Source organism: bacterium, assembly GCA_004322275.1.
Classification (GTDB): domain Bacteria; phylum Desulfobacterota; class Deferrisomatia; order Deferrisomatales; family BM512; genus SCTA01.
In genome coordinates, this window is the sequence record SCTA01000005.1 from 141,686 (window position 1) to 162,537 (window position 20,852).

20 protein-coding genes and 3 tRNA genes are annotated in these 20,852 nt (G+C 59.4%); 14 read left to right on the top strand and 9 right to left on the bottom strand.

What is annotated here, in order from left to right; genetic code table 11:
* The first annotated feature begins 109 nt into the window (after positions 1-109).
* The 9 genes from mreC (at position 110) to EPN96_01645 (ending at position 9,521) form a co-directional block, all read left to right on the top strand.
* Positions 110-937 (top strand): rod shape-determining protein MreC, encoded by an 828-nt coding sequence (gene mreC / locus EPN96_01605; GenBank protein ID TAL18488.1) that lies wholly within the window; start codon positions 110-112, stop codon positions 935-937.
* Positions 934-1,428, top strand: coding sequence for a hypothetical protein (locus EPN96_01610; GenBank protein ID TAL18489.1), 495 nt, complete (start codon positions 934-936; stop codon positions 1,426-1,428). Before mreC ends, EPN96_01610 begins: the two co-directional genes overlap by 4 nt.
* On the top strand, positions 1,425-3,329 hold the full coding sequence (mrdA, locus tag EPN96_01615; protein ID TAL18490.1) for a penicillin-binding protein 2: 1,905 nt from the start codon (positions 1,425-1,427) through the stop codon (positions 3,327-3,329). Before EPN96_01610 ends, mrdA begins: the two co-directional genes overlap by 4 nt.
* Positions 3,259-4,395, top strand: a complete 1,137-nt coding sequence (gene rodA / locus EPN96_01620; GenBank protein ID TAL18491.1) for a rod shape-determining protein RodA — start codon at positions 3,259-3,261, stop codon at positions 4,393-4,395. The genes mrdA and rodA overlap by 71 nt, the downstream gene beginning before the upstream one ends.
* Positions 4,396-4,422: 27 nt before the next feature.
* Positions 4,423-5,031 (top strand): hypothetical protein, encoded by a 609-nt coding sequence (locus EPN96_01625; GenBank protein TAL18492.1) that lies wholly within the window; start codon positions 4,423-4,425, stop codon positions 5,029-5,031.
* Positions 5,032-5,324: 293 nt separating this feature from the next.
* Positions 5,325-6,704: a DNA repair protein RadA gene (radA, locus tag EPN96_01630; GenBank protein TAL18493.1), complete on the top strand. Its 1,380-nt coding sequence runs from the start codon at positions 5,325-5,327 to the stop codon at positions 6,702-6,704.
* 46 nt (positions 6,705-6,750) lie between these two features.
* Positions 6,751-6,825: transfer RNA gene (locus tag EPN96_01635), tRNA-Val, on the top strand.
* 60 nt (positions 6,826-6,885) lie between these two features.
* Positions 6,886-8,886: a hypothetical protein gene (locus EPN96_01640; protein TAL18494.1), complete on the top strand. Its 2,001-nt coding sequence runs from the start codon at positions 6,886-6,888 to the stop codon at positions 8,884-8,886.
* Positions 8,887-8,891: 5 nt separating this feature from the next.
* Positions 8,892-9,521, top strand: coding sequence for a PH domain-containing protein (locus tag EPN96_01645; protein ID TAL18495.1), 630 nt, complete (start codon positions 8,892-8,894; stop codon positions 9,519-9,521).
* A 38-nt stretch (positions 9,522-9,559) separates the two neighbouring features.
* Here the strand turns inward: EPN96_01645 and EPN96_01650 are convergent, their stop codons facing one another.
* The 4 genes from EPN96_01650 to EPN96_01665 all read right to left on the bottom strand — a co-directional run bounded on the left by EPN96_01650 (position 9,560) and on the right by EPN96_01665 (position 13,611).
* Positions 9,560-9,763 (bottom strand): hypothetical protein, encoded by a 204-nt coding sequence (locus EPN96_01650; GenBank protein TAL18496.1) that lies wholly within the window; start codon positions 9,761-9,763, stop codon positions 9,560-9,562.
* Positions 9,764-9,778: 15 nt separating this feature from the next.
* Positions 9,779-12,043 (bottom strand): hypothetical protein, encoded by a 2,265-nt coding sequence (locus tag EPN96_01655; protein ID TAL18497.1) that lies wholly within the window; start codon positions 12,041-12,043, stop codon positions 9,779-9,781.
* Positions 12,044-12,122: 79 nt separating this feature from the next.
* Positions 12,123-13,268 (bottom strand): SGNH/GDSL hydrolase family protein, encoded by a 1,146-nt coding sequence (locus tag EPN96_01660; GenBank protein TAL18498.1) that lies wholly within the window; start codon positions 13,266-13,268, stop codon positions 12,123-12,125.
* A gap of 256 nt (positions 13,269-13,524) precedes the next feature.
* Positions 13,525-13,611, bottom strand: a tRNA-Leu gene (locus EPN96_01665).
* A gap of 89 nt (positions 13,612-13,700) precedes the next feature.
* Between EPN96_01665 and EPN96_01670 the strand changes: the two genes are divergently transcribed.
* A complete protein-coding gene (locus tag EPN96_01670) occupies positions 13,701-14,333 on the top strand; it encodes a hypothetical protein (protein TAL18499.1) in 633 nt (210 codons plus the stop codon).
* A gap of 152 nt (positions 14,334-14,485) precedes the next feature.
* Here the strand turns inward: EPN96_01670 and EPN96_01675 are convergent, their stop codons facing one another.
* The 5 genes from EPN96_01675 to EPN96_01695 all read right to left on the bottom strand — a co-directional run bounded on the left by EPN96_01675 (position 14,486) and on the right by EPN96_01695 (position 17,895).
* On the bottom strand, positions 14,486-15,127 hold the full coding sequence (locus tag EPN96_01675; protein TAL18500.1) for a CBS domain-containing protein: 642 nt from the start codon (positions 15,125-15,127) through the stop codon (positions 14,486-14,488).
* 127 nt (positions 15,128-15,254) lie between these two features.
* Positions 15,255-15,331, bottom strand: a tRNA-Pro gene (locus EPN96_01680).
* Positions 15,332-15,640: 309 nt separating this feature from the next.
* Positions 15,641-16,462 carry a YfcE family phosphodiesterase gene (locus tag EPN96_01685; protein ID TAL18501.1) on the bottom strand — a complete coding sequence of 274 codons (822 nt, stop codon included), beginning with the start codon at positions 16,460-16,462 and terminating at the stop codon, positions 15,641-15,643.
* Positions 16,324-17,241, bottom strand: coding sequence for an FAD-binding protein (locus tag EPN96_01690; protein TAL18502.1), 918 nt, complete (start codon positions 17,239-17,241; stop codon positions 16,324-16,326). The genes EPN96_01685 and EPN96_01690 overlap by 139 nt, the downstream gene beginning before the upstream one ends.
* A gap of 33 nt (positions 17,242-17,274) precedes the next feature.
* On the bottom strand, positions 17,275-17,895 hold the full coding sequence (locus tag EPN96_01695) for a hypothetical protein (protein ID TAL18503.1): 621 nt from the start codon (positions 17,893-17,895) through the stop codon (positions 17,275-17,277).
* A gap of 61 nt (positions 17,896-17,956) precedes the next feature.
* On the opposite strand from EPN96_01695, the gene EPN96_01700 reads away from it, so the two are divergent.
* Genes EPN96_01700 through EPN96_01715 form a run of 4 tightly spaced genes read left to right on the top strand, consistent with a single transcriptional unit; the run spans position 17,957 to position 20,221 of the window.
* Positions 17,957-18,328, top strand: coding sequence for a metallopeptidase family protein (locus EPN96_01700; protein TAL18504.1), 372 nt, complete (start codon positions 17,957-17,959; stop codon positions 18,326-18,328).
* Entirely contained in the window at positions 18,214-19,134 is a 921-nt protein-coding gene (locus EPN96_01705) for a CoA activase (GenBank protein ID TAL18505.1), read from the top strand. Before EPN96_01700 ends, EPN96_01705 begins: the two co-directional genes overlap by 115 nt.
* Positions 19,131-20,009 (top strand): benzoyl-CoA reductase, bzd-type, subunit Q, encoded by an 879-nt coding sequence (bzdQ, locus tag EPN96_01710; GenBank protein TAL18506.1) that lies wholly within the window; start codon positions 19,131-19,133, stop codon positions 20,007-20,009. The genes EPN96_01705 and bzdQ overlap by 4 nt, the downstream gene beginning before the upstream one ends.
* On the top strand, positions 20,006-20,221 hold the full coding sequence (locus EPN96_01715) for a hypothetical protein (GenBank protein TAL18507.1): 216 nt from the start codon (positions 20,006-20,008) through the stop codon (positions 20,219-20,221). Before bzdQ ends, EPN96_01715 begins: the two co-directional genes overlap by 4 nt.
* Positions 20,222-20,852: the final 631 nt, after the last annotated feature.

A 20,852-nucleotide genomic window follows, 5' to 3' on the forward strand; every position in this document is an offset into this window, starting at 1 on the left:
CCTCGCCGGGCCATCCGTCAGAGCGCCAAGGTGGGCCTTCGAGCGAGCACGGCGACGCTTAAAACGGCGCTCGCAACAGTTTTCCCAACGGCCTCTCAAATGGATATCGATGCAGGGCTTATTCACTAAACGTCTGAGTCTCATCGCGGGCGGGCTTTTGCTGCTCCTGTCCGTGGGGCTGCTCACCTCCGGCCGCGAGGGGGCCGGGCCGGAGAACAGGTCCGCCGGCTTCGTGGGGCTTCCGCTTCAGGGGGTGGCCAGCGGCGCAGGAAGACTCTTCGGCGGCTTCGTGAACCGCTTCATCTTCTTTGCCGACGCCGGCGAAGAGGTCCAGAAGCTTCGTGCCGAGGTCGATTCCCTGCGCTTCGAGCTCCTCAAGACCGAAGAATACCGCTTCGAGAACGAAAGGCTCAAATCCCTCCTCGGTTTCAAGGAAGCCTCCTTTCTCGACAAGATGATCCCGGCCAGGGTCATAGGCCGTAGCGCTTCGGCCTGGTACCGCACCATAGTTCTCGACCGGGGCTCGCTGGACGGCGTAAAGAGCGGCTCTCCGGTGGTCACCAGCTACGGCGTGGTGGGCAGAGTCTATGACGTGGGCGAATCCGCCAGCAGGGTGCTTCTTCTCACCGACGCCAGCTCCGCCGTGGACGGCCTTTTGCAGCGCAACCGCGGGCAGGTTCTGGTCGAGGGGGACATGACCCCCAATCCGAGGCTCCTTTACATAACCCGCGGCACCGACATAGAGGAGGGCGACAAGATAGTCACCTCCGGGCTTGACGGCATCTTTCCCAAGGGCGTGGTGCTCGGACACGTGGGGGAAGCCCGCGACGAGCCGGGAGAGATGTTCGTGAAGGCGGTGCTGGAGCCCGCCGTGGATTTCGCCCGCCTCGAAGAGGTTTTCATAATCACCGGGACTTACGGAGGCGTACCTGAGTGAGGGCGCGCGTTGCCTGGCTGGCCGCGCTTCTGGCGGCGCTCCTTGTCCAGACCGCCCTTATCCCGCCCTTTATCCCGGAAGCATGGCGACCGGATTTTACCCGTTCTCTGGTGCTGTGGCTTGCGCTGACCGGGGTTCCCGGCGGCGGCGTCTACCTCTCCTTCGTCGCGGGCCTTGCGGTGGATATAGTTTCCGGCGGTCCTCCCGGTTTCACGGCTGTGTGCCGCCTCGTAATCTATGCCTTCGCCCGTCCCTGGCGGGGAGTGTTCGAGCTGCGGGGCATAATCTTCATAATCGGTCCCTTCGCCGTGCTGGCCGACACCGTAGCCGTGCTTCTGCTTAAAAACGTCATCTTCCTGAACCAGATGGATTCGCTGTTTCTGATCTCGATCGGCGCAAGACAGATACTGGTGGAGATTTTCGCCGTGCCTCTGGCCTTCGCCGCCCTTGAGAAGATGACCGGCTTCAAGACCGAAGAGCCTCTCCTGTGATTCCCTCGACGCCGATTACCCGTTCGCATTTAAAGCCGCGTTTCGTCGCCCTGATGGCGGTGCTGGGAGTGGCCTTTCTCATTCTGGCGCTCCGGCTCGTGCAGCTTCAGATAATGAGAGGCATCTATTACCGCAATCTGAGCGAAAACAACCGCATCCGCGCAATTTTCCTCACCCCTCCGAGGGGCTACATCCTCGACCGCAACGGCGAGGTTCTGGCTAACACCGTCGCCTCCTTCGACGCCACGGTGATCCCTCAGGAGGTTCCCGAGGATAACCGCTTCGAGACCTATCTGACGGTCGGCTCCATACTCGGCATGAAGCCCGAGGAGATAAAGGAGAAGGTGGAGGGCAAAGGCCCCGCCCGTTTTCGGCCGCGCCTTTTAAAGAGGCACATCTCCCGCGAGGAGATGGCGAAGCTCGAAGCCAGAAGGATAGAGCTGCGGGGAATCGCCGTCGCGCCCACGCCCATCCGCAATTATCCTCTGGGCGATTTTTTCGCTGCGACGATGGGGTACATGGGGGCCATCGGCCCCGGCGAGCTGGGGACGCCGGATTTCACAGACTACGATCCGGCGGATTTCGTCGGCAGGGCGGGTATAGAAAAATCCTGGGAAAAGGAGATTCGTGGAATCCCCGGAGGCCTTCAGGTAGAGGTGGACGTGCGTGGCAGAAGGCTTCGGGAGCTGGCTAAAAAGCCCGCGAAACCGGGGGCCAACCTGGTCCTCACGATAGACAAGACCTTGCAGGAGGCCGCCGAAAAGGCTCTGGGGGACGAGGTGGGCTCTCTCGTCGCGGTGGACGTGCGCACCGGCGACATACTCGCCATGGCCTCGCGGCCGACCTACAACCCCAACGAAATGGCGGCCGGAATCTCCACCGAGGAGTGGAAGGCCCTCGCCGAAAATCCCTTTCACCCGCTGCAGAACAGGGCGGTGCAGGGGCTCTACGCGCCGGGCTCCACCTTCAAGGTGATAATGGCGGCGGCGGGGCTCGCCGAAGGGGCTATAACCACCCAGTCCACCTTTTACTGCGGCGGCAAACTCAATTTCGGCGGAAGGGATTTCGGCTGCTGGAAACACGAGGGCCACGGGACCGTCAATCTGGCAACGGCAATCGAGCAGTCCTGCGACGTTTATTTTTACCAGCTCGGCCTCCTTCTCGGCGTCGATGCAATTCACGACTACTCCAGGCTATTCGGCCTCGGCGAGGAGAGCGGCATAGGCCTCGCGGGCGAAAGAGAAGGGCTCGTGCCCTCCAGCGCCTGGAAAAAGAAGGTCAAGGGGAAGCCGTGGTATGCGGGCGAAACCCTCTCCCTCGCCATAGGACAGGGTTATTTGCAGGTAACGCCCCTTCAACTCGCTATAATGACCGCGACGATAGCCAACCCCTCCAAGGTGAGGCCAAAGCCCCGGTTCGTGCTGCGGATCGAGGATGGAGACGGCAAGGTCGTCAAGAGTTTCGAGCCCGAGACCGCGGGAAAGCTGGACATCAACGACACCTGGCTCTACGCGGTGCGCGACGGGATGAGAAGGGTCGTCGAAGGGTCCGGGACGGGGCGGGCGGCGCGCGTCGAGGGTTTCCAGGTCGCGGGCAAGACCGGGACAGCGCAGGTCGTAGGGATGAAAAACGGCGTCGGGGGAGGCGCAAGCGAGGAATGGATATACAGGGACCACGCGCTCTTCGTCTGCTTCGCCCCCTACGACGACCCGAAGATAGCTATTGCCGTAGTAATGGACCACGGGGGCCACGGAGGCAGCGTCGCCGCCCCCAAGGCCGCCAGGGTTCTCGAAGCCTTCAGGGATCTGGGCAAGCCAAAACCCGAGGAAGATGATCCGGACAAGCCCGAAGACGAAGGGGAAGCTAAAATTGACGAACAAGCCGTCAAGCCGCAGGATTGATTTCGGGTTCGTAGGACTTCTCGTCCTCCTTTCCCTGCTCGGCCTCGTCGTCCTCTGGTCGGCCAGCCGGGGGGCGGAGGGGGAGATGGCGGGTTACGCCTCGAAACAGGTCCGCTGGCTTCTGGTCGGAATCGCGGCGATGATCGCGGCCGCTTCGGTGGACCACAGGAAGCTCTATCAGAACGCCTATATAATCTACGGCACGCTCATCGTCCTTTTGCTCCTCGTCCTTTTTCTCGGCAAGATATCGATGGGAGCGCAAAGGTGGCTGGCTCTGGGGCCCATCAGATTTCAGCCCTCGGAGTTCATGAAGGTCGGGATGGCGATAGTCGCGGCGAGATATTTTTCCGATTCGCCGGTTAGGCCGCCCTACGGGGCGAAGGATCTCCTCGCCCCTGCGCTCCTCACCCTCGCCCCGGTGCTCCTGACCGCCCTCCAGCCGGACCTCGGCACCGCGATACTGGTGGCGGCGGTGGCCTCGGCGGTAACCCTCTTCCAAGGGGTCAAAAAAAGGACCTTTCTAACCATAATCGGGGGAGCCCTCGCCGCCGCCCCTCTCTTCTGGTACCTGCTGCGCGACTACCAGCGTCAAAGGATACTTACCTTTCTGGACCCGGAAAGAGACCCCGCCGGTGCGGGGTACCACACCATCCAGTCGAAGATAGCCATAGGCTCCGGCCAGATACTGGGCAAGGGCTATCTAGAGGGAACCCAGTCGCACCTGCGCTTTTTGCCGGAACGCCATACCGACTTCATCTTCGCCGTCCTCGCGGAGGAGTGGGGGTTTATCGGCTCCATCGTGGTGCTGGCGCTTTTTTTCCTCCTCATACTTTGGGGGCTGGACATTGCGGCCAAGGCGAGAGACACTTTCGGGAGGCTCCTCGCGGTCGGCCTCACGGCGATCCTCTTTTTTCACGTCTTCGTAAACGTAGGGATGGTGCTGGGGATTTTGCCCGTCGTCGGCGTTCCTCTCCCTCTCTTCTCCTACGGGGGATCGTCGGTATTGACCGCCTACATAATCGCGGGGATACTGCTAGGTATCAGAATGAGGCGTTTTTCCAATTAAAACTCATGTTTCGTGAAGGCGCCGCCGATGAATAAGATTATGATGCAACAAAACCCTCACGATTTCGCCTCTCTCGGGAGCGCTCTGGCCAGCGCGCGCGACGAAGGCGTGCTCGACGCCGATCAATTCTCCTACCTTGCCGGGGTTCTCGCGGCCGGAATACTCTCCGGAACGATGCGTCTCGGCGATTACTCAGCCGTGCATGCGGCGCTTTCCCTGATCCTCGACGCGGTTTTCAGCGACCCCAATCTCTTCGCCTCGGTTCCCTCCTCCGACGACACCGGCGGCGCCCTCGACTCCAAGCTGGAGGTCGTAGGCGACATGTGGGCGAGCGTAGACGACGGAGACGAAGTCTGCGAGAACGTTCTGGATTTCGTCGAGGAAGCCTTCAAACTCGAAGAGGCGGATTTCGGGGACCAGATCTGGTTCTCGGCTCCCCTTCTCGTGGACTTCGACGGGTTCAAGGAGGGGCTTCGCAGGGTAGGCCTTTCGATCCTTCGGGTCGAGGGGCCCTTCAATTACCGCGGCAAATACGCCGTCGTCGGCGACAGCGGATGCTGTTTCGGCGAGGGGAGGATGGTTCTGGCTTGTGGGGACAGGCAGCTAGGACTCGCTTTCCGCGACGAAATGCCCTGATGTGTTTCCGGCGCATCCTTTCCGCCCCCGGCGTCGTCATGTCCTCGCTTAAGGGCTCGCCGTAGCGCTGCTACTGCCTCGCCCTCTCGCTACGGACATTCCTCGCCGGGAACGGAAAACCGCGCCGGTAAATGCGCCTTGCCGCGCCGCAGCTTTAGCGAAGGCGGGTCGCCGAAATAGTTTGCCGGGAGAACTGTTGCTGTGTCGCGTACTCGCCTAACGCACCTGCCGGCTCCTGCTCCAAAATCCGTACTTCCCGATGCTTTCAACAGTCTCCAGGGGGTCGTCCTTTCTTGTCCAAGACAAAATTAAAAACTTACTTTGAGTGCACCGCCTGCGGCGCGCGCCAGCCCAAGTGGATGGGCCGGTGCCCCGACTGCGGCGGCTGGTCCACCGTCGAGGAGGTGCGCCTCGCGCCTGTGGCCGAGGCCGCCGAGCGCTGGGTGGCGAGGGGCGAGTACGGCTCGCCCGTTCCGATGACGGAGATAGAGGGAGGCAGCGAGCTTCGCTTCTCCTCCTCCATCGAGGAGCTGGACAGGGTTCTGGGCGGCGGGATAGTCGAGGGCAGCGCGGTGCTGGTGGGCGGCGACCCCGGCATAGGAAAATCGACCCTCCTTCTCCAGATGCTCCTCGAACTCGGAAAGCGCGGAATGAAGGTCCTCTACGTCTCCGGGGAGGAGTCGGCGCGGCAGATACGGATGAGGGCCGACCGCCTCGGCGGGGCCGTGGCCGAGGTTCTTGTCCTCTCCGAGATAGACGTCGACGCGATACTGGCGATACTCGAAAAGGACCGCCCCTCCGCCGTCGTAATCGACAGCGTGCAGACAATCGTCAGCGCCGGGATATCGGGCGCTCCCGGAACGGTGAGCCAGGTGCGGGAGGTAAGCGCGCGGCTCGTCGGCTGGGCGAAGGGAAGGGGGCTTCCCCTCTTTCTGGTGGGCCACGTCACCAAGGACGGCTCGCTGGCGGGGCCGAGAGTACTGGAGCACATGGTGGACACAGTCCTTTACTTCGAGGGCGACAAGGGACACCCCTTCCGCATCCTTCGCGCCGTGAAGAACCGCTTCGGCTCGACCAACGAGGTGGGCGTTTTCGAGATGGGCGAGGGCGGCCTTCGCGGAGTCCTGAATCCCTCTTCGCTCTTCATAGCCGAAAGGCCCGAGGGCGCTTCCGGCTCGGCTGTCGTCCCCTGCCTTGAAGGCACGAGGGTGCTGCTGGTGGAAATACAGGCTCTGGTCGCCCCCCAGACCTTCGGCACCGCCCAGAGAACCGTCTCCGGGGTCGAGCGCAGCCGGGTGCAGATACTCTCCGCGCTCCTCGACAGGAGGCTGGGGCTCTCCCTCTGCGGACAGGATATCTTCGTAAGCGTTGCGGGCGGCCTTGAGGTCTCCGAGCCCGCCGGCGACCTCGGCCTCGTCGCCGCCATACTCTCCAGTTACACCAACCGCCCCCTTCCCCAGGACGCCGTCTTTTTCGGCGAGGTGGGGCTCGCCGGGGAGGTTCGAGGCGTTTCCCGCGCCGAGGACAGGGTGCGCGAGGCGTTGAAGCTTGGCTTTAAAAAGATGATTCTCCCCGCGAGGCAGTCGAAGGAGCTTTCAAAGAGTCCGGCGGCGAAGGGGGCGGAGCTTCACCCGATAGGAAATCTGGACGAACTGATGGATCTTTTGGCTTAATCCGGTTGACCGGGGACGCTTCGTTCTAGTATAAGCAGGGGCTCACGGGCGATTAGCTCAGCGGTAGAGCACTGGCCTCACATGCCAGGGGTCGCAGGTTCAAACCCTGCATCGCCCACCAATGCCAGCATCGGGCTCCGGTAACCTCCGGAGCCCTTTTTAATTTGCGGATACCCCGAAGATGGCAAGGCGCGAAGGACTGAATCCCGAACAGCAGGAAGCCGTGAACCACGGCGAGGGGCCGCTGCTGGTTCTCGCCGGGGCGGGCAGCGGAAAGACGCGCGTCATCACCTGCCGCATAGCCCGCCTCATCGGGCGCGGCACCGACCCCTCGCGAATCCTCGCCCTCTCCTTCACCAACAAGGCCGCGAGGGAGATGGAGGGGCGCGTTAAGGCGCTGGTCGGAGAGAAGACCGCCGAGGGCGTGACGATCTCCACCTTCCATTCTCTAGGGCTTAAAATCCTCAAGGCCGAAGGGAAACGCATCGGCCTCGCCCACGGTTTTTCCCTTCTCTCCGAGGGGGAGAGGCGGTCGATGATAACCCAGCTGGTGCGAGATCTCTCCCTCCCGGTGGACCCCTCCCTTCTCGGCGAGACAATCTCGCTCTGGAAAAACGACGCGAAGACCCCGGAAGAGGCGCTTGAGACCGAATCCCGAGAGCTTCGCCCCCTCGCCGAAGCCTACTCCATCTACGAAAAGCTCCTCCGGGCCCAGGCCGCCGCCGATTTCGACGACCTTCTGCTCCTCCCTCTCCGCATCCTCCGGCGCTATGTTGACGCCGCGAACTCGTGGAAGGGGAAATTCTCCCACATACTGGTGGACGAGTATCAGGACACCAACCTCGTCCAGTTCGAGCTTTTGCGCCAGCTTTCCTCGGACAGCGGCAACATCTGCGTCGTCGGCGACGACGATCAGGCGATCTACGGCTGGCGCGGTGCGAGGGTGGAGCTAATTCTGAAATTCCCCGAGCACTTCCCCGGCGCCAGAACCATCGTCCTCGACCGCAACTACCGTTCGACGCCCACGATACTCGACAGCGCCAACGCGGTGGTCGAAAAGCTGGTCTCGCGCCACCCCAAGAAATTGCGGGCGGAGGGCAAAAAGGGAGAACTGCTCGGCTTCATAGAGGCCGAAGACGAAAGCGACGAGGCCGAAAGGGTGGTCTCGGCGATACTGGCCGACCGCTTCCGCCGGGGGAGGCCGTGGAGCCACTACGCGGTGCTCTACCGGACCAACGGTCAGTCACGGCCCTTCGAGATGGCGCTACGGGCGCAGAACCTCCCCCACACGGTCGTGGGCGGTACGCGCTTTTTCGACCGCAAGGAGGTGCGCGACCTCATCAGCTATTTAAAGGTGATGAACAATCTCTCCGACGACGCCAGCCTGCTCAGAATAGCCAACGTCCCCCGGCGCGGCCTCGGCCACCAGACCCTTCTGTCCCTCGGGGAAAAGGCCAAGAGCGCCGGGAAGCCCTTCTTCTACATTCTCTCCGAAGAGGCGAAGTCGATAGCCAACGGACCGGCGAGAAACGGCGCTCTCTCCCTGCTCGACCTCGTCGGAAGGTGGAGGGCGAGGTTCCAGAGTGAGGGGCTGACCCCCGACGGCCTCACCCAGTTTATCTCCGAAGCCAGGTTCAGGGAGGAGATAGCCGCCTCCTATGAATCGCCGAGGGCGATAGAGCTTCGCACCGCCCTCCTCATGGAGATGGTCGAGGCGGTGGCGGCGTGCGGGAGGGGGAAGGGAAAGCTCCAGATCGGCGCTTTTCTCGAATCGGTGACCCTCGACCCCCCGAACAACAGAGACGACGAGGAGACGGAGGGTATAACCCTTATGACCCTCCACTCCGCCAAGGGACTGGAGTTCCCCGTCGTCTTCCTCTGCGGCATGGAGGAGGGGCTCTTGCCGATGAACCCCGACAGGGGGAGCCCGGAGAGCATCGACGAGGAGAGAAGGCTCTGCTACGTCGGCATGACGAGGGCGAAGGAAAAGCTCTATCTCTCGCGGGCTCTTTCCAGAAACCGCAGGGGTTCTAAAAAGCGCGCCGAGCCCTCGCGCTACCTCCACGACGTCCCGGTGGAGCTAACCGAGCGCGGCGGAGCGCAGCCCGAGCGCAGCGAAGAGGAAAACGCGCAGATGGCGAAGAATTTCTTCGCCGAGATGATGAGAAAGCTGGAGGAGTGAGAGCGATGAGGACAGATTTGAATCTTCCCGCCCAGTTCGGAGCGGTAAAGGACGACGACGAGCAGCTTCTGTGGGTCGGGAAGCCAAACTTCACCGTCTTCATGCTCACGGGGGTGCCGTTCCTGATAATCGGCCTTCTCTGGGGGGCGTTCGACTTCTTTTTCGCGACCAAAATGTTTTCCGGCGATTCCAACGCGCCCTTGTTCTTCGCGGTGCCCTTTTTGCTCCTCCATTCCGCCCCCTGCTGGCTCGGCATAGCCAACATGGTGCGGCTCTTCCTCGTCCACGGGAATACTTTTTACGCGGTCACCACAAAAAGACTGATGCTGCGAAGCGGCTTTTGGGGAACGGACTTCAAGACCGTGGATTACGACAAAATCGCGGACATGGAAGTGAACGTGGGACCGGTTGAAAACAGCCTCTGCGTCGGGACTATCAGGGCTTTTTCCGGCAACACCACCTCGAAGGGCGGCCGCATCTACGACAGCTTCATCGGAATCCAGCAGCCTTACGAGGTCTTCAAGAAGATCAAGGGAATCTCCGTGGACGTCAAGACCGACTGGAACTACCCCAACGCCATAAGACCCGAGACGAATCCGGGGTACGGGACGAAGTACGAGAAGAAGGCGGAGTAGGGGGTGCAAGGGGGTCACTTAGTACAATAAATACTCGGTCAAAACAGTGTGTATATGAACGGAGCGGCGCCGGAACCGGCGAGCAGGATCAAGAAGCTCAGGATCAGCATCATGATAAGGGCGGGGATGAGCCACCATTTTTTATTGTGCGCCAGCAGAGAGAGGAGTTCCCTAAAAAAACCCGGCGCTTTTTTTTCGGACAATCTGGCCATCTCATCTTCATCGTTATGAATGCCGGACATAGGCCTGTCTCCAAATCAGAACTTGCGAAACCAGCGGCCGGGGTCGTCGGACTGTTGCCGTGGAGCCCAGTAGCTGCTTTGACGCGAGTTGATTTTCCTCGACAGCGGATCACGACCAAACAGTTTGATAGCCAGGCTGACGGGGGTTATGACAAAAAAGTAAACCATTGACATGGCAAGCGTTGAAACCGCCAGCCCGATTGGTGCGGTTACAAGGTTTAGCGCCATGTACGCCAACCTCATCTTGTCCGGGCGATAAAGACCAATCGTCAATGACAGCAGCGCTGATGTCCACAGGGCTATCGTAGCGGGAAAGACACCGGGTAGGCGGCAAAGCAACGCGCCTGCCGCAACAAGAAACAGCGGCATCCAGACCGCCGAAAACAGCCTGAGTTCACTTCCGGAGGGATTTTGGCTCATCGCGAACAGGCTGCTTTCAAGCCAGCGCCGGGAGCGGTTGCTCTTTTCCCCGCCGTTTGCTCCGGCAAGGGGAGGTTGTTCCTCGCGCATCAGCAGATAATCTTCGATTATCATCGCATCCATTTGAGTGGACAAAAAACAGCGATAAGCATCTTCGGGGGTGCATACTATGGGCTGGCCTCTCACATTAAAACTTGTATTTACAAGGGCGCTGCACCCCGTCCGCTCCGAAAACCGTTCAAGAAGCCTGTAAAAACGCCCGTGTCTGCCATTGTCAACGGTTTGCACTCTGGTGGAGCAGTTCACATGAGTAACCGCCGGTATGAGAGACCTCGCGGCCGGGAGTTTATCAAAGCCGCAGAGACCCTGTTGTTCGCGAGTGAGCGTTAATCGCTTCGAGGAGTCCACGTCCGTCACCATCAGCATGTACGGCCCCGCCGGTTCGTCCGGTTTCATTTCAAAATAATCGCCCGCCGCGCTTTTGAGTACCGAGGCCGCGAAGGGCCGGAACGATTCCCGGAATTTGATTTTCCGGTTCATAAACCCCTGCATTTTATCGGAGCGAGGGTCCCCCAGTATGGAGCGGTTCCCCAGCGCTCTGGGACCGTACTCCATTCTGCCCTGGAACCAGCCGAGAACCTTTCCCCCTTCAAGCAGGCGCACCGCTTCGTCCAAAAGTTCGGTCTCGGAGTCGTACAGCCTGTATTTAGCGTTATTTGACTCAAGAAGGCTTTCTACCGCCTCGTTGTCAAAACGGGGTCCAAGCAACGACCCCATTTGGGAGTCTCCCGGCTCGGGGCGTCTCCGGTTGCCGATCATCTGGTGCCAGATCAGAAGCGCAACTCCCAGTGCTCCTCCGGCGTCGTCAGAGGCGGGCTGGATCCACACCTCTTTGAAAGGCCCCTCCCGTATGATGCGGCCGTTTGCAACGCAGTTGAGCGCCACTCCTCCCGCCATGCAAAGATTTTGCGCGTTCGTAAGCGAATGCAGATGACGAACCATCCGCAAAAGTATCTCCTCGGCTACAACCTGTACGGAAGCTGCCATATCCATCTCGCGCCGGGTTACAGGCATGCCTTTTCTGCGCGGCGGGCCGCCGAAGAGCTTGTCGAACCTTTCCGAGGTCATCTTCAGGCCCTGGCAGTAATCGAAAAAAGACATATCCATGCGAAATGAGCCGTCTTCCTTCAGGTCGATCAGCTTTTCCAGGATCAGGCCGGCATAACGGGGCTCTCCGTAGGGCGCCAGCCCCATCAACTTATATTCTCCGGAATTTACGGTAAAGCCGCAGTGATAGGTGAACGCCGAGTACAGAAGGCCCAGGGAATGAGGAAAATGCATCGTGCTGGTAAGAGATATGCTGTTGCCTTTGCCGAGTCCCAGCGCCGCCGTCGCCCATTCTCCAACCCCGTCGACGGTCAGTATGGCGGCCTCTTCAAAAGGAGATGGGAAAAAGGCGCTGGCTGCGTGCGATTCGTGGTGCTCAGCGAAGACGAAACGTTTCTTGTAGCCTTCGCCGACAGCTGATCGCAGCTCCCTTTCGAGGGAAAAGTTTTTTCTGAGCCAGGAGGGGACTCCTTTTAAAAATGACGGGAACCCGGCTGGCGCAACGGAGTGATAAGTGCTTAGCAGCCTGTCCAGTTTCATCAGAGGCTTTTCGTAAAAGCCCACAAAATCCAGGTCGGCCGCCGTCACGCATCCTTCCTGCAGGCAATATCTTATCGCATTGACCGGCAGGGAAGCATCGTGCTTTATCCGGGTAAAACGTTCCTCCTGGGCTGCGGCGATTATCCGCCCGTCAACGACAAGCGCGGCTGCAGAGTCATGATACAGAGCCGAAATTCCGAGGATCGCAGTCATCTACACATACGGCAGGTATTGGAGGTTCGGAGAGCGGCGGACCCGGCCAGCGGCCATAAACGCTTCATGGCTTTTCGCCTTACCGGCTTCCGGTGAACGCTTCGGGAGGAGGGGCATCTTTTGAGGAAATGACAAACTCCAGGAATGGCGAGATATTTTTCGCTACCAGATCATGCCCGGAGGTGGTCAGATGACACCAGTCCGTGAAAATCGGCATGCTGTTAATGTTTTCCCTGAACGCCGGCAGCAAGTCATGGAAGAAAAACCTGTTCTTTACGGAAAGGGTTTCCAGATTGCGCTGCGGGTAATCCTCCGTGTAATCCGTCAAAGTTTGAAAGATCACGGGGAAGGATACCACGACAACCTGAAAGTCATATTCGCGAGAAAGACGGTTCAGCCTGTCGAATTGTTCCTCTATAACTCGCCATTTTCCGGGCTGCCATGCAACCCCCCAGTCTTTTTCAGCCGAAGCGGCATAGCGAAGAAATGCCTCTCTGTTTGTCTGAATGTCCGGCGGGGGATCGAACCTTGTCCATTCAACCACGCTATAGTCCTGCAGATTGTTTTCGTACTGGCGCTTCTTGTAAGCCCTGTAAATCGTCTCGGCCAGCACGCTGTTCCTCCTGATAAATCCGGGATTCGCCAGACAGGCTGCGAAGCGATCGGGTAAATTCAGATCATTTAAATAAAAAGCAACTACTACCATATCGGGTTTAAGCTTGAGTCCTTGCTGTTCCAGTATGTCAATTTCGTCTTTAGTGCCTATGCCGTCTGCACCCGCGTTAATGACCTGGACGTCCCGCTTGTTTTTAAGAATGCTTTCCACCTTGTAAACAAAGGTATTATCTATCGGCTGGTCGTCGGCCAATGTGATGGAATCACCGAGGACGATGATTCGCTTGCCCTTTTTTTCTTTTTCGATATTGCTGCCCCGGAAGCCATCGGAATTTATATTTATAGGTACATCAAGCCCGCTTCTGAAATGATTTTTGATAATTACGTTGCTGTTTGGAATCAAGCGCCTTCCGCTCACACTGTCAATATAATAGCTGTAATCGCCCTGCGAATAAACGCCCGAAACGCCGGGCGTGTTTACCCTGATTATATAGGGAGAGGTCATCCTTGCATACAGTTCAAACAGTACTATAATTACGACTACGGAGCCAGTGGCGGCCAGTATCAGTATGAGACTTTTATTTCTCCCTGATAGATGCTTCTTGCCCAATACAATCCCTCGCCCTAAAGGCTAATATGCCAAATACCTGCTAATGTCCGGCTCTTTGTAATATTAAACATCTTTTATGAATACTATAAACTCTAAGACTTAAAACTACTCTTAAATATACCATGTTCTTAAAATTTGAGAAAAGAAAAACCGTCAACGCCATAGTTCGGGCGGTGCTCCCTGCGAAGGACACCCACAAGGACACCCGGCAAACCAAAGGGGTTACGGTCAAAAACCGTAACCCCTTGTTATTGCTTGGTGCCCGGGACGAGGGTCGAACTCGTACGCCCTTTCAGGCAAGGGATTTTAAGTCCCTTGTGTCTGCCTATTCCACCACCCGGGCAATAAGTGGGTTATTTTTGTTTTGCCTTTTTTATTTTACAAGATTGTGTCACAAACGCCTTGGTCTTTAAACGGTTAAGAGTCGGAGCGATGCAAAAGATTCTGGTTTTTCAGCGATGCGGCCTCGGGGCCGGAAAAGTGAAGGGTATCGGGGAGTTTGGCCGTGATATCGCGCTGACCGTCGTCGATGCCGGAAGCCCCTCGGCACCCATCGTGGATGACCCGGAGAGCTATTTTCCGAAAAACGCCGACGAACTTATCGCGGATGCCGACCTCGTCCTCGACCACCTCTACCACCCCGACCTTTCGGGGTTTCTCCTCGATAGGGCGAAGGCCTTGGGCAAGGAGGTTATCGCCACCGGTCGCAAGATTCCCGGCGCGGTTTCCCCCTGCACCTGCTGCTCACTGGGGCGCATAGAGCGGCTCGGCTCTTACGCCGAGCAGTTCGGCGCGCCGGAGTTCGAGGTGGAGGTAGACGGCGAGGGGAGAATAGCAAGTATCAGAGTTCTTCGCGGTGCTCCCTGCGGGGCCACCTGGGAGGCGGCGAAGGCGGTAATCGGCCTCACCGTGGAGGAGGCCCTCCCCCGCATCGGGCTGGCGACCCAGTTCAACTGTTTCGCCAAAACCAGCGCCAACCTCTACCTGCAAAACCCCCTGCACGTAGCCGGTGAAATCCACACAGCGGCGCTCGAACACGCCATCGAGAAGAACGAAGACGCTTAGGCTGCTCAAAAGAGATAGCGAGCCCCCGGCAAACTATTTCGCCGAAGGGCAAGGAGTCCGCAGGGCGCGCGGTCGCAGGCTGTAGCGTGACTACGCCAAGACCCGCGCCCGAGAAACGACGCGGCCCTTCGTCGAAATAGGAAGCCGGATATTTAGCGGGCTCTGCCTTCCGCGTCCAACCCCTTGGCCTTCATGCACTCAACCAGCTTGTCGGGATTGTCCTCGGATATATGGAGGAAGAGGTCCTTTTCGTCGCCCCTTCTGCTGGGCATGTAGGCGGCGTTCGTGAGGTCGAGCCCCATGTCCACCACGCACTGTATCGCCTTGCCGATCTCTCCGGCGTTGGCGCAGCGCCTGACGGCTATGCGCGAGCCGCCTTCGCCGATGCCGAGGATGGGGTTCATCACGACGTAGAAGAGGTCGTTGGTGGTGAGGATTCCGACGACCCTGCCGTCTTCCACCACCGGCAGGCAGCCGACGTGGTTGTCCTGCGCGAGGCGGACACAGGCCTCCATCGTGTCGTCCGGTTTTGCGACGACTACCTTTCTTTGCATTATCTCGGCGACGGTGAGCTTGCCGTAAAGGTAGTGCAGCTCGTGGAGGCTGAGCGAGGTGGCGTTGGAGGGGGCGGCGCGAAGAAGCCTGTCCTTGGTGGCTATCCCGACCAGCTTTCCCTTGTCTACCACGGGAAGGCGGGAGATGTTCTTTTCCTTCATCAGGCGGGTGGCTTCGAGAACGGGCATATCGGGCGGTACTGTGAATACCGGAGAAGTCATTATGTGGCGTGCGAGCATGTGACCTCCTTTGGGCCTTCCTGTTTTATTGCGGCTCGTTTTTTAGATTACACGAAAAAGGGGAGTTCGTCGGGCAAAAAAATCGCCCCGCATGCCTGTCAAGGCGGTGCGAGGCGTTTTTTATAGATGGTCGGGATGACTGGATTCGAACCAGCGACCTTCTGCTCCCGAAGCAGACGCGCTACCAGGCTGCGCCACATCCCGTAATATGATTTATCCCGGCTTCTCTTTCGACGAATGGCTGCGTCGTTTCTCGGACGCGCTCCTCGCCGTATTCTCGATACTGTCTTCGTCGCGCGTCCTGCGGACTCCTTGCCCTTCGCCGAAATAGTTTGCCGGATTCGGGAGATGAGCCTCCTGTAATCGGCCTCACAATCAGGCGCGGTTTTTCCGTTCCCGGCAAGGAATCCCGCAGCGAGAGGGCGAGGCAGTAGCAGCGCTACGGCGAGCCCTTGAGCGAGGACATGACGACGCCGGGGGCGGAAAAGATGCGACTGGGGAATCCGCCGCCGGTCAAAACGGAAGGCCGGATAATACACAATCCCTTGCTACAGATTCAACATCAAATGTTACCCGTATGTGAAGAGCCTCGAAACCGTTTTCGGTGTCGATGATCATGTAGGAGCTTCTCGGGTCGTTGTCCTTGGGTTTTCCCACGCTTCCGGGGTTGAGAAGAAGGTTCCCCCCCACCTCACGCGCCATCGGCAGGTGGGTGTGGCCGACGACGAGAACGTCCGCCCCCGACTTGTCGAAAAGGACCGAAAGACGCTCGTCCGTAACCTCGGGGAGGAGGTATTCGTTCACCTTCTCCGGGCTTCCGTGGGTGAAGAGGAAGGTCCTGTCTCCCTCCTCGACGTAAATTCCCGCCGGGTTTTTCGAGAGATATTCCCTGGTGGCGTCGGAGGTGTTTTCCCTCGTCCAGTAATAGACCTGCTTTCGCTTTTCGGAGATGCCGGGCTTTAGGTATTTCGCCACCGCCTCTTCCGGGTCGGGGTGGCAGACGGCGAGATCGTAGTTGCCGATTACTCCGTCTATACCCTCCGCCCGTATCCTCGCCACTACCTCGTTGGGGCGGGGGAAGTAGCCGACCAGGTCGCCGAGGTGGATGATTCCGTCCACGCCCCGCTTCGTGATGTCCAGAAGAACCGCTTCAAGCGCCGTAAGGTTGCCGTGGATGTCCGAGAGTACCGCCAGCCTCAACCGGCTTCCCCCTTGAGGTGGCGAAGGCAGTCCATCCCGGCCGTCGCGCCGTCGCCGACGGCGGTGGCGACCTGCCGGAAGTAGGGCCTTCTCACGTCGCCGATGGCGTAAACCCCTTCCACCGAGGTCTCGCAGTTTTCCTTGGTGACCACGTAGCCCGCGTCGTCGAGTTTTACCTGACCGCCCAGGAATTCCGTTCCGGGGCGCTTCTTGCCGGAGAAGATGAAGACGCCGTCCACGGCGAGGGACTTTTCACCCGCAGGGGTGGAGACCTTGAGCCCGTTGACTCCCCGCAGGTCGCCCGAGATTTCGAGGGGAGTTGAGGAGGGGACCACTTCGAGGCAGGGCTTTGAGAGGAGTTCTTTTTTGAGTTCGCTTGAGGGGGTGAGTTCCCGAAGCTGGGTTACCAGGTAGAGCTTGGAGACGAATTTTGTGAGGAAGAGGGCCTCTTCCAGCGCCCACTCGGAGCTTCCCGTCACCGCCACCGCCCTCTCGCGGTAGAGAGCGCCGTCGCAGGTGGCGCAGTAGGAGACCCCTCGCCCCAGAAACTCCTCCTCGCCGGGGATTCCGAGCTTCTGGACCAGCCCGGTGGCTATGATGATAACTTTCGCCCGGAAGGGAAAGCCGCTCACCGAGACCTCCCGGAAAGCGCCGTCTACCTTGAAGCCGTCAACCCTGCCGTTCATTATTTCGAGGCCGAAACCGCTCGCCTGCTTCTCGAAGGATTCCATGAGTGCGCCGCCCGAGATTACTCCGGGAAAGCCGGGGTAATTTTCGAGGTGGGAGGTGGTGGCGATCTGCCCGCCGACCTTTCCCTGTTCGAGGCAGAGGGTCTTTTTACCCGCCCGCGCCAGATAGAGTCCGGCGGTTAGCCCTCCGGGGCCCGCGCCTACGATAATCGCGTCATATTCCATTTCGCAGTCCTCGTTAAAAAATCGTCAGCAAAACTACTTCGCACCCGCTTTGACGGCGGCAAGAAAAACGTCCGATTTTGCCAGCGCTTCGAGGCTGGATTTCACCACCTCCCTAGTCATCTTTTCGAGGCTTTCAGGCCCGCCGGAGGGGGTTTTCATCGTCTGGGTCCCGGGGGCTTTAATGGTGCCGATTACCTCGCCGTTGGCCTTCGTGAAGGTCACCCGGTAATCGATTTCGACCGCCAGCTCGTCGGCTATCCCCACGGAATTTCGTTTCGCCTGAAATTTCAGAAGCTCGACCTTCGCGTAGACGCTCGCCATCTCTTTCTTGGAGGCTTCAAGCCCGGCGTCGAGGAGCATCCGCGAGAAATTCTCCTTTAAATAGTCCTTGGGAGCGGGTTTAAGATAGGCGGGGGCGTTTTGCTCGTGAAAGCGGAAGTCAAGCTCGCCGAACCACTCGGGCGCAGGCGCTCCGCGCAGGTCGGCGACCTCATCCACCCAGATGAACCAGCGCCCCTCCGAAACCTGTCCGACGGGGGTCAGATCGACCTTCCCCGGAGCGAGGGTCACCGGCTGGAGGGCGGCGCACCCCGCGAGGAGCAGAAGGAGGGACAAAAGGAGTAGCGTATCGGTCCACTTTGGCTGGCGGCGCATTTCAAACTCTCCCCTGGCGGCTGTCATTGACCGCCGGATGATTTAATTCTATCCTCGACATATGGACGAGAAAGGTTTTTCAAAGCTGGCCGGGAGGGCGATAGACTCGCTCCCGGAGCAGATACTCGGGTATCTTGAAAACGTGGTGTTTATCGTTCTTCCCGTACCGGACGAGGAGATGATACGGGAACTCGATCTCGTTGACGAGTTCGATCTGCTCGGTTTGTATCAGGGAGACCCTCTTCTTGCAAGGAGTCTGGACGTCCCGGTAACCCTGCCGGACCAGATTCTTCTCTTTCAGAGGGCGATCGAGCTCCACTGCCGCGAAACCGGCGAATCCGTCGAAAAAGCGATACGAGATACCATTATACACGAGGTTGGACATCATTTCGGCTTTTCGGAAGAAGAACTGGAAGAATTGGGGCTGGAATAAACGTTTTGAAGAGCAAAAAGACTATAACGGCGGGAATTGACGCGGGTTCGAGGGAGACGAAGGCGGTAATCCTCGGGGATAACCTCGTCCTCGCCCGTTCCTCGGCGAGGGGGGAGGGCCGGACACCGGACGCGGCCAGGGAAGCCTGGGACGAAGTCCTTTCGCTGGCGGGGCTGACCGCCGGAGAGGTCTTGCACGTCACGGCGACCGGAGTCGGCCGCGCGGGAGTGGATTTCGCCGGTTCAAAAGTCACCGGCCTTACCGCCGCCGCCTCAGCAGGGATTTTTTTGTACCCCGGAGTGGAGATGATAATCGAGGTGGGCGCGGAGGAGACGACGGTGCTCCTTACCGACGGCAGGGGAAAGGTGCTGGATTCGGCGGCGAGCGACAAGTGCGCCTCGGGCTCCGGAGCCTTTCTCGACGCCATGGCGAGGGCGCTCTCGATGACCCTCCGGGAGTTCGGCGAGGCGGGACTTCGGGCGAAGGGAGGGGTCGAGATGAATTCCCAGTGCGCCGTCTTCGCCGAATCCGAGGTGGTCGGGATGATCCACAAAAACATACCCCTCGAAGAGATCTCGCGCGCCGTCCACAGCTCAATCGCCGTCCGGGTTGCGGCAATGGCCAAGAGGCTGGGGCGAAGGGACAGGGCCTCTTTCTTCGGCGGCATGGCGCTTAACCCCACCTTCAGGGTTTGCCTCGGAGAATCCCTCGCCGGGGTGGAGCTGCTCGTCCCGGAGGCTCCCGCCCACGCGGGCGCGCTCGGGGCCGCCCTGATCGCCCGCGCGCATCTCGGGGAGGGAGCATGACCGCCGACGGAAAGGAATTCTGGCGCTGGAGCGAGGGGCGCTGGCACGACGCGACCCTGGACTGGCGCGCGGCGAAGTCGATAACCGCCGGGATAGACGTGGGAAGCGTAAGCTCCGAGGCGGTACTCTGCCTCGACGGCCGCCTCTTCGCCTGGAATACGATACGCACCGGCTCCAGCTCCCCCGAGGCCGCACGCCTCGCGCTTGACGGAGCGCTTGAGGAGGCCGGAATGCCGCGTGAGGCGGTAAATTACATTGTCGGCACCGGCTACGGCAGGGTCAACGTCCCCTTCGCCGACAAGACGATAACCGAGATAGCCTGCCACGGGCGCGGCGCTCACTACATAGGCGGCCCCTTTGTACGCACCATCCTCGACATGGGAGGGCAGGATCTCAAGGCGATACGCATAGACGAGACCGGGAGGGTGACGGACTTTCTGATGAACGACAAGTGCGCCGCCGGGACCGGCAGGGGCATGGAGGTAATCGCCGACCTGCTGGAAGTCCCCATCGGCGAGATCGGGGAGCGCTCCTTCGACATACCCGAAGAGCCCCCCGCCGTCTCCGACGTCTGCGTCGTCTTCGCCCGGACCGAGGCGATGGCGAGATTGAAAGAGGGGTGGTCCAAGAACATGGTTATCGCCTCCTACTGCCGCGCCATGGCCGAGAGGGTTGCCGCCCTCCTCAAAAGGCTGGGCGTGGAAAAGGAATTCATTATCACCGGCGGAATATCCAAAAACATCGGGGTCGTGAAAAGAATCGAGAAAATAATCGGCGTGACGGCCCTCAAACCCTCCCTCGACACCCAGATAGCGGGCGCGCTCGGGGCGGCTCTCTTCGCTTACGACCTTCACCGAAAAACGCTCAAAAGATGAAAATCCGCGAAGACGAAGGCTGGACCAGAAGGCACAGCGCTTCCGGGGAAAGGCTTCGGGAGGCCGTGGCTGAGTATGAAGAGCTCGGCTTCGAGGTCAGGGTTGTCCCGGCAGAGGAAGCGGGGGGCGAAGAAGGCTGCGGAAAATGTACCGGAACCGCCGCTCCCGGCGAACCCGTTATGGTGATTTTCACACGTCCGTCCGGAGAATAACTTGACACATTAGGTCAAATAACCGCCCGCAAATCTCTCCATTGGGTCTTTTCACCCAATTTTTCAACTCAAACGCATAAAAAATCCCTGAAAACGGCGTTTTAAGGGTTGGCACGGCTATTGCAGTTTATCAAGACAAGTACGGGCGGCAGGAACCGGACCCGTAAACAGCAAAACGACAAGTTTATTGCCAGGGCTCGCGATGCGAGACCTCTTCCCCAAGCCCCCAACCCCAGGGGGCCTTTTTTTGCCTATAGTCCTGCCTTGGCTTCGGCTTTTTCCGCCATGCGTCGTTGCCGCCTTGCGCAGGGCGCTTGCCGTATTCACGATACTGTCTTCGCGCCCTTGCTCGGCGGCGCCTCGCTTGGCGAAAAAATCCAAAGCCAACTGAAAAGACAAGAGGCAGCTCTGGATGGGCTTTAGCCATGTAGGTCGCTTTGAGCGGAGCGAAAGGCGACCTACATGAGACGAAAGCTGACAAACTATAAAATAGTGACTGAAAAAGGGAACGTCCGTCGGGGCGCTCCCTTTTTTGTTTATCGCATTTTGGTTTTCAATCGGCAAACTATTTCGGCGAAGGGCAAGGAGTCCGCAGGGCGCGCGGTCGCAGGCAGTAGCGTTTCTACGCCAA

Coding starts and splice junctions, on each gene's coding strand:
- EPN96_01640 (TAL18494.1), top strand. CDS start 6,886: ATGGCAAGGCGCGAAGGACTGAATCCCGAACAGCAGGAAGCCGTGAAC.
- EPN96_01695 (TAL18503.1), bottom strand. CDS start 17,895: ATGCGCCGCCAGCCAAAGTGGACCGATACGCTACTCCTTTTGTCCCTC.
- mreC (TAL18488.1), top strand. CDS start 110: ATGCAGGGCTTATTCACTAAACGTCTGAGTCTCATCGCGGGCGGGCTT.
- bzdQ (TAL18506.1), top strand. CDS start 19,131: ATGACCGCCGACGGAAAGGAATTCTGGCGCTGGAGCGAGGGGCGCTGG.
- EPN96_01625 (TAL18492.1), top strand. CDS start 4,423: ATGAATAAGATTATGATGCAACAAAACCCTCACGATTTCGCCTCTCTC.
- EPN96_01675 (TAL18500.1), bottom strand. CDS start 15,127: ATGCTCGCACGCCACATAATGACTTCTCCGGTATTCACAGTACCGCCC.
- EPN96_01670 (TAL18499.1), top strand. CDS start 13,701: ATGCAAAAGATTCTGGTTTTTCAGCGATGCGGCCTCGGGGCCGGAAAA.
- EPN96_01715 (TAL18507.1), top strand. CDS start 20,006: ATGAAAATCCGCGAAGACGAAGGCTGGACCAGAAGGCACAGCGCTTCC.
- EPN96_01650 (TAL18496.1), bottom strand. CDS start 9,763: ATGTCCGGCATTCATAACGATGAAGATGAGATGGCCAGATTGTCCGAA.
- EPN96_01690 (TAL18502.1), bottom strand. CDS start 17,241: ATGGAATATGACGCGATTATCGTAGGCGCGGGCCCCGGAGGGCTAACC.
- EPN96_01700 (TAL18504.1), top strand. CDS start 17,957: ATGGACGAGAAAGGTTTTTCAAAGCTGGCCGGGAGGGCGATAGACTCG.
- EPN96_01645 (TAL18495.1), top strand. CDS start 8,892: ATGAGGACAGATTTGAATCTTCCCGCCCAGTTCGGAGCGGTAAAGGAC.
- rodA (TAL18491.1), top strand. CDS start 3,259: ATGATCCGGACAAGCCCGAAGACGAAGGGGAAGCTAAAATTGACGAAC.
- EPN96_01655 (TAL18497.1), bottom strand. CDS start 12,043: ATGACTGCGATCCTCGGAATTTCGGCTCTGTATCATGACTCTGCAGCC.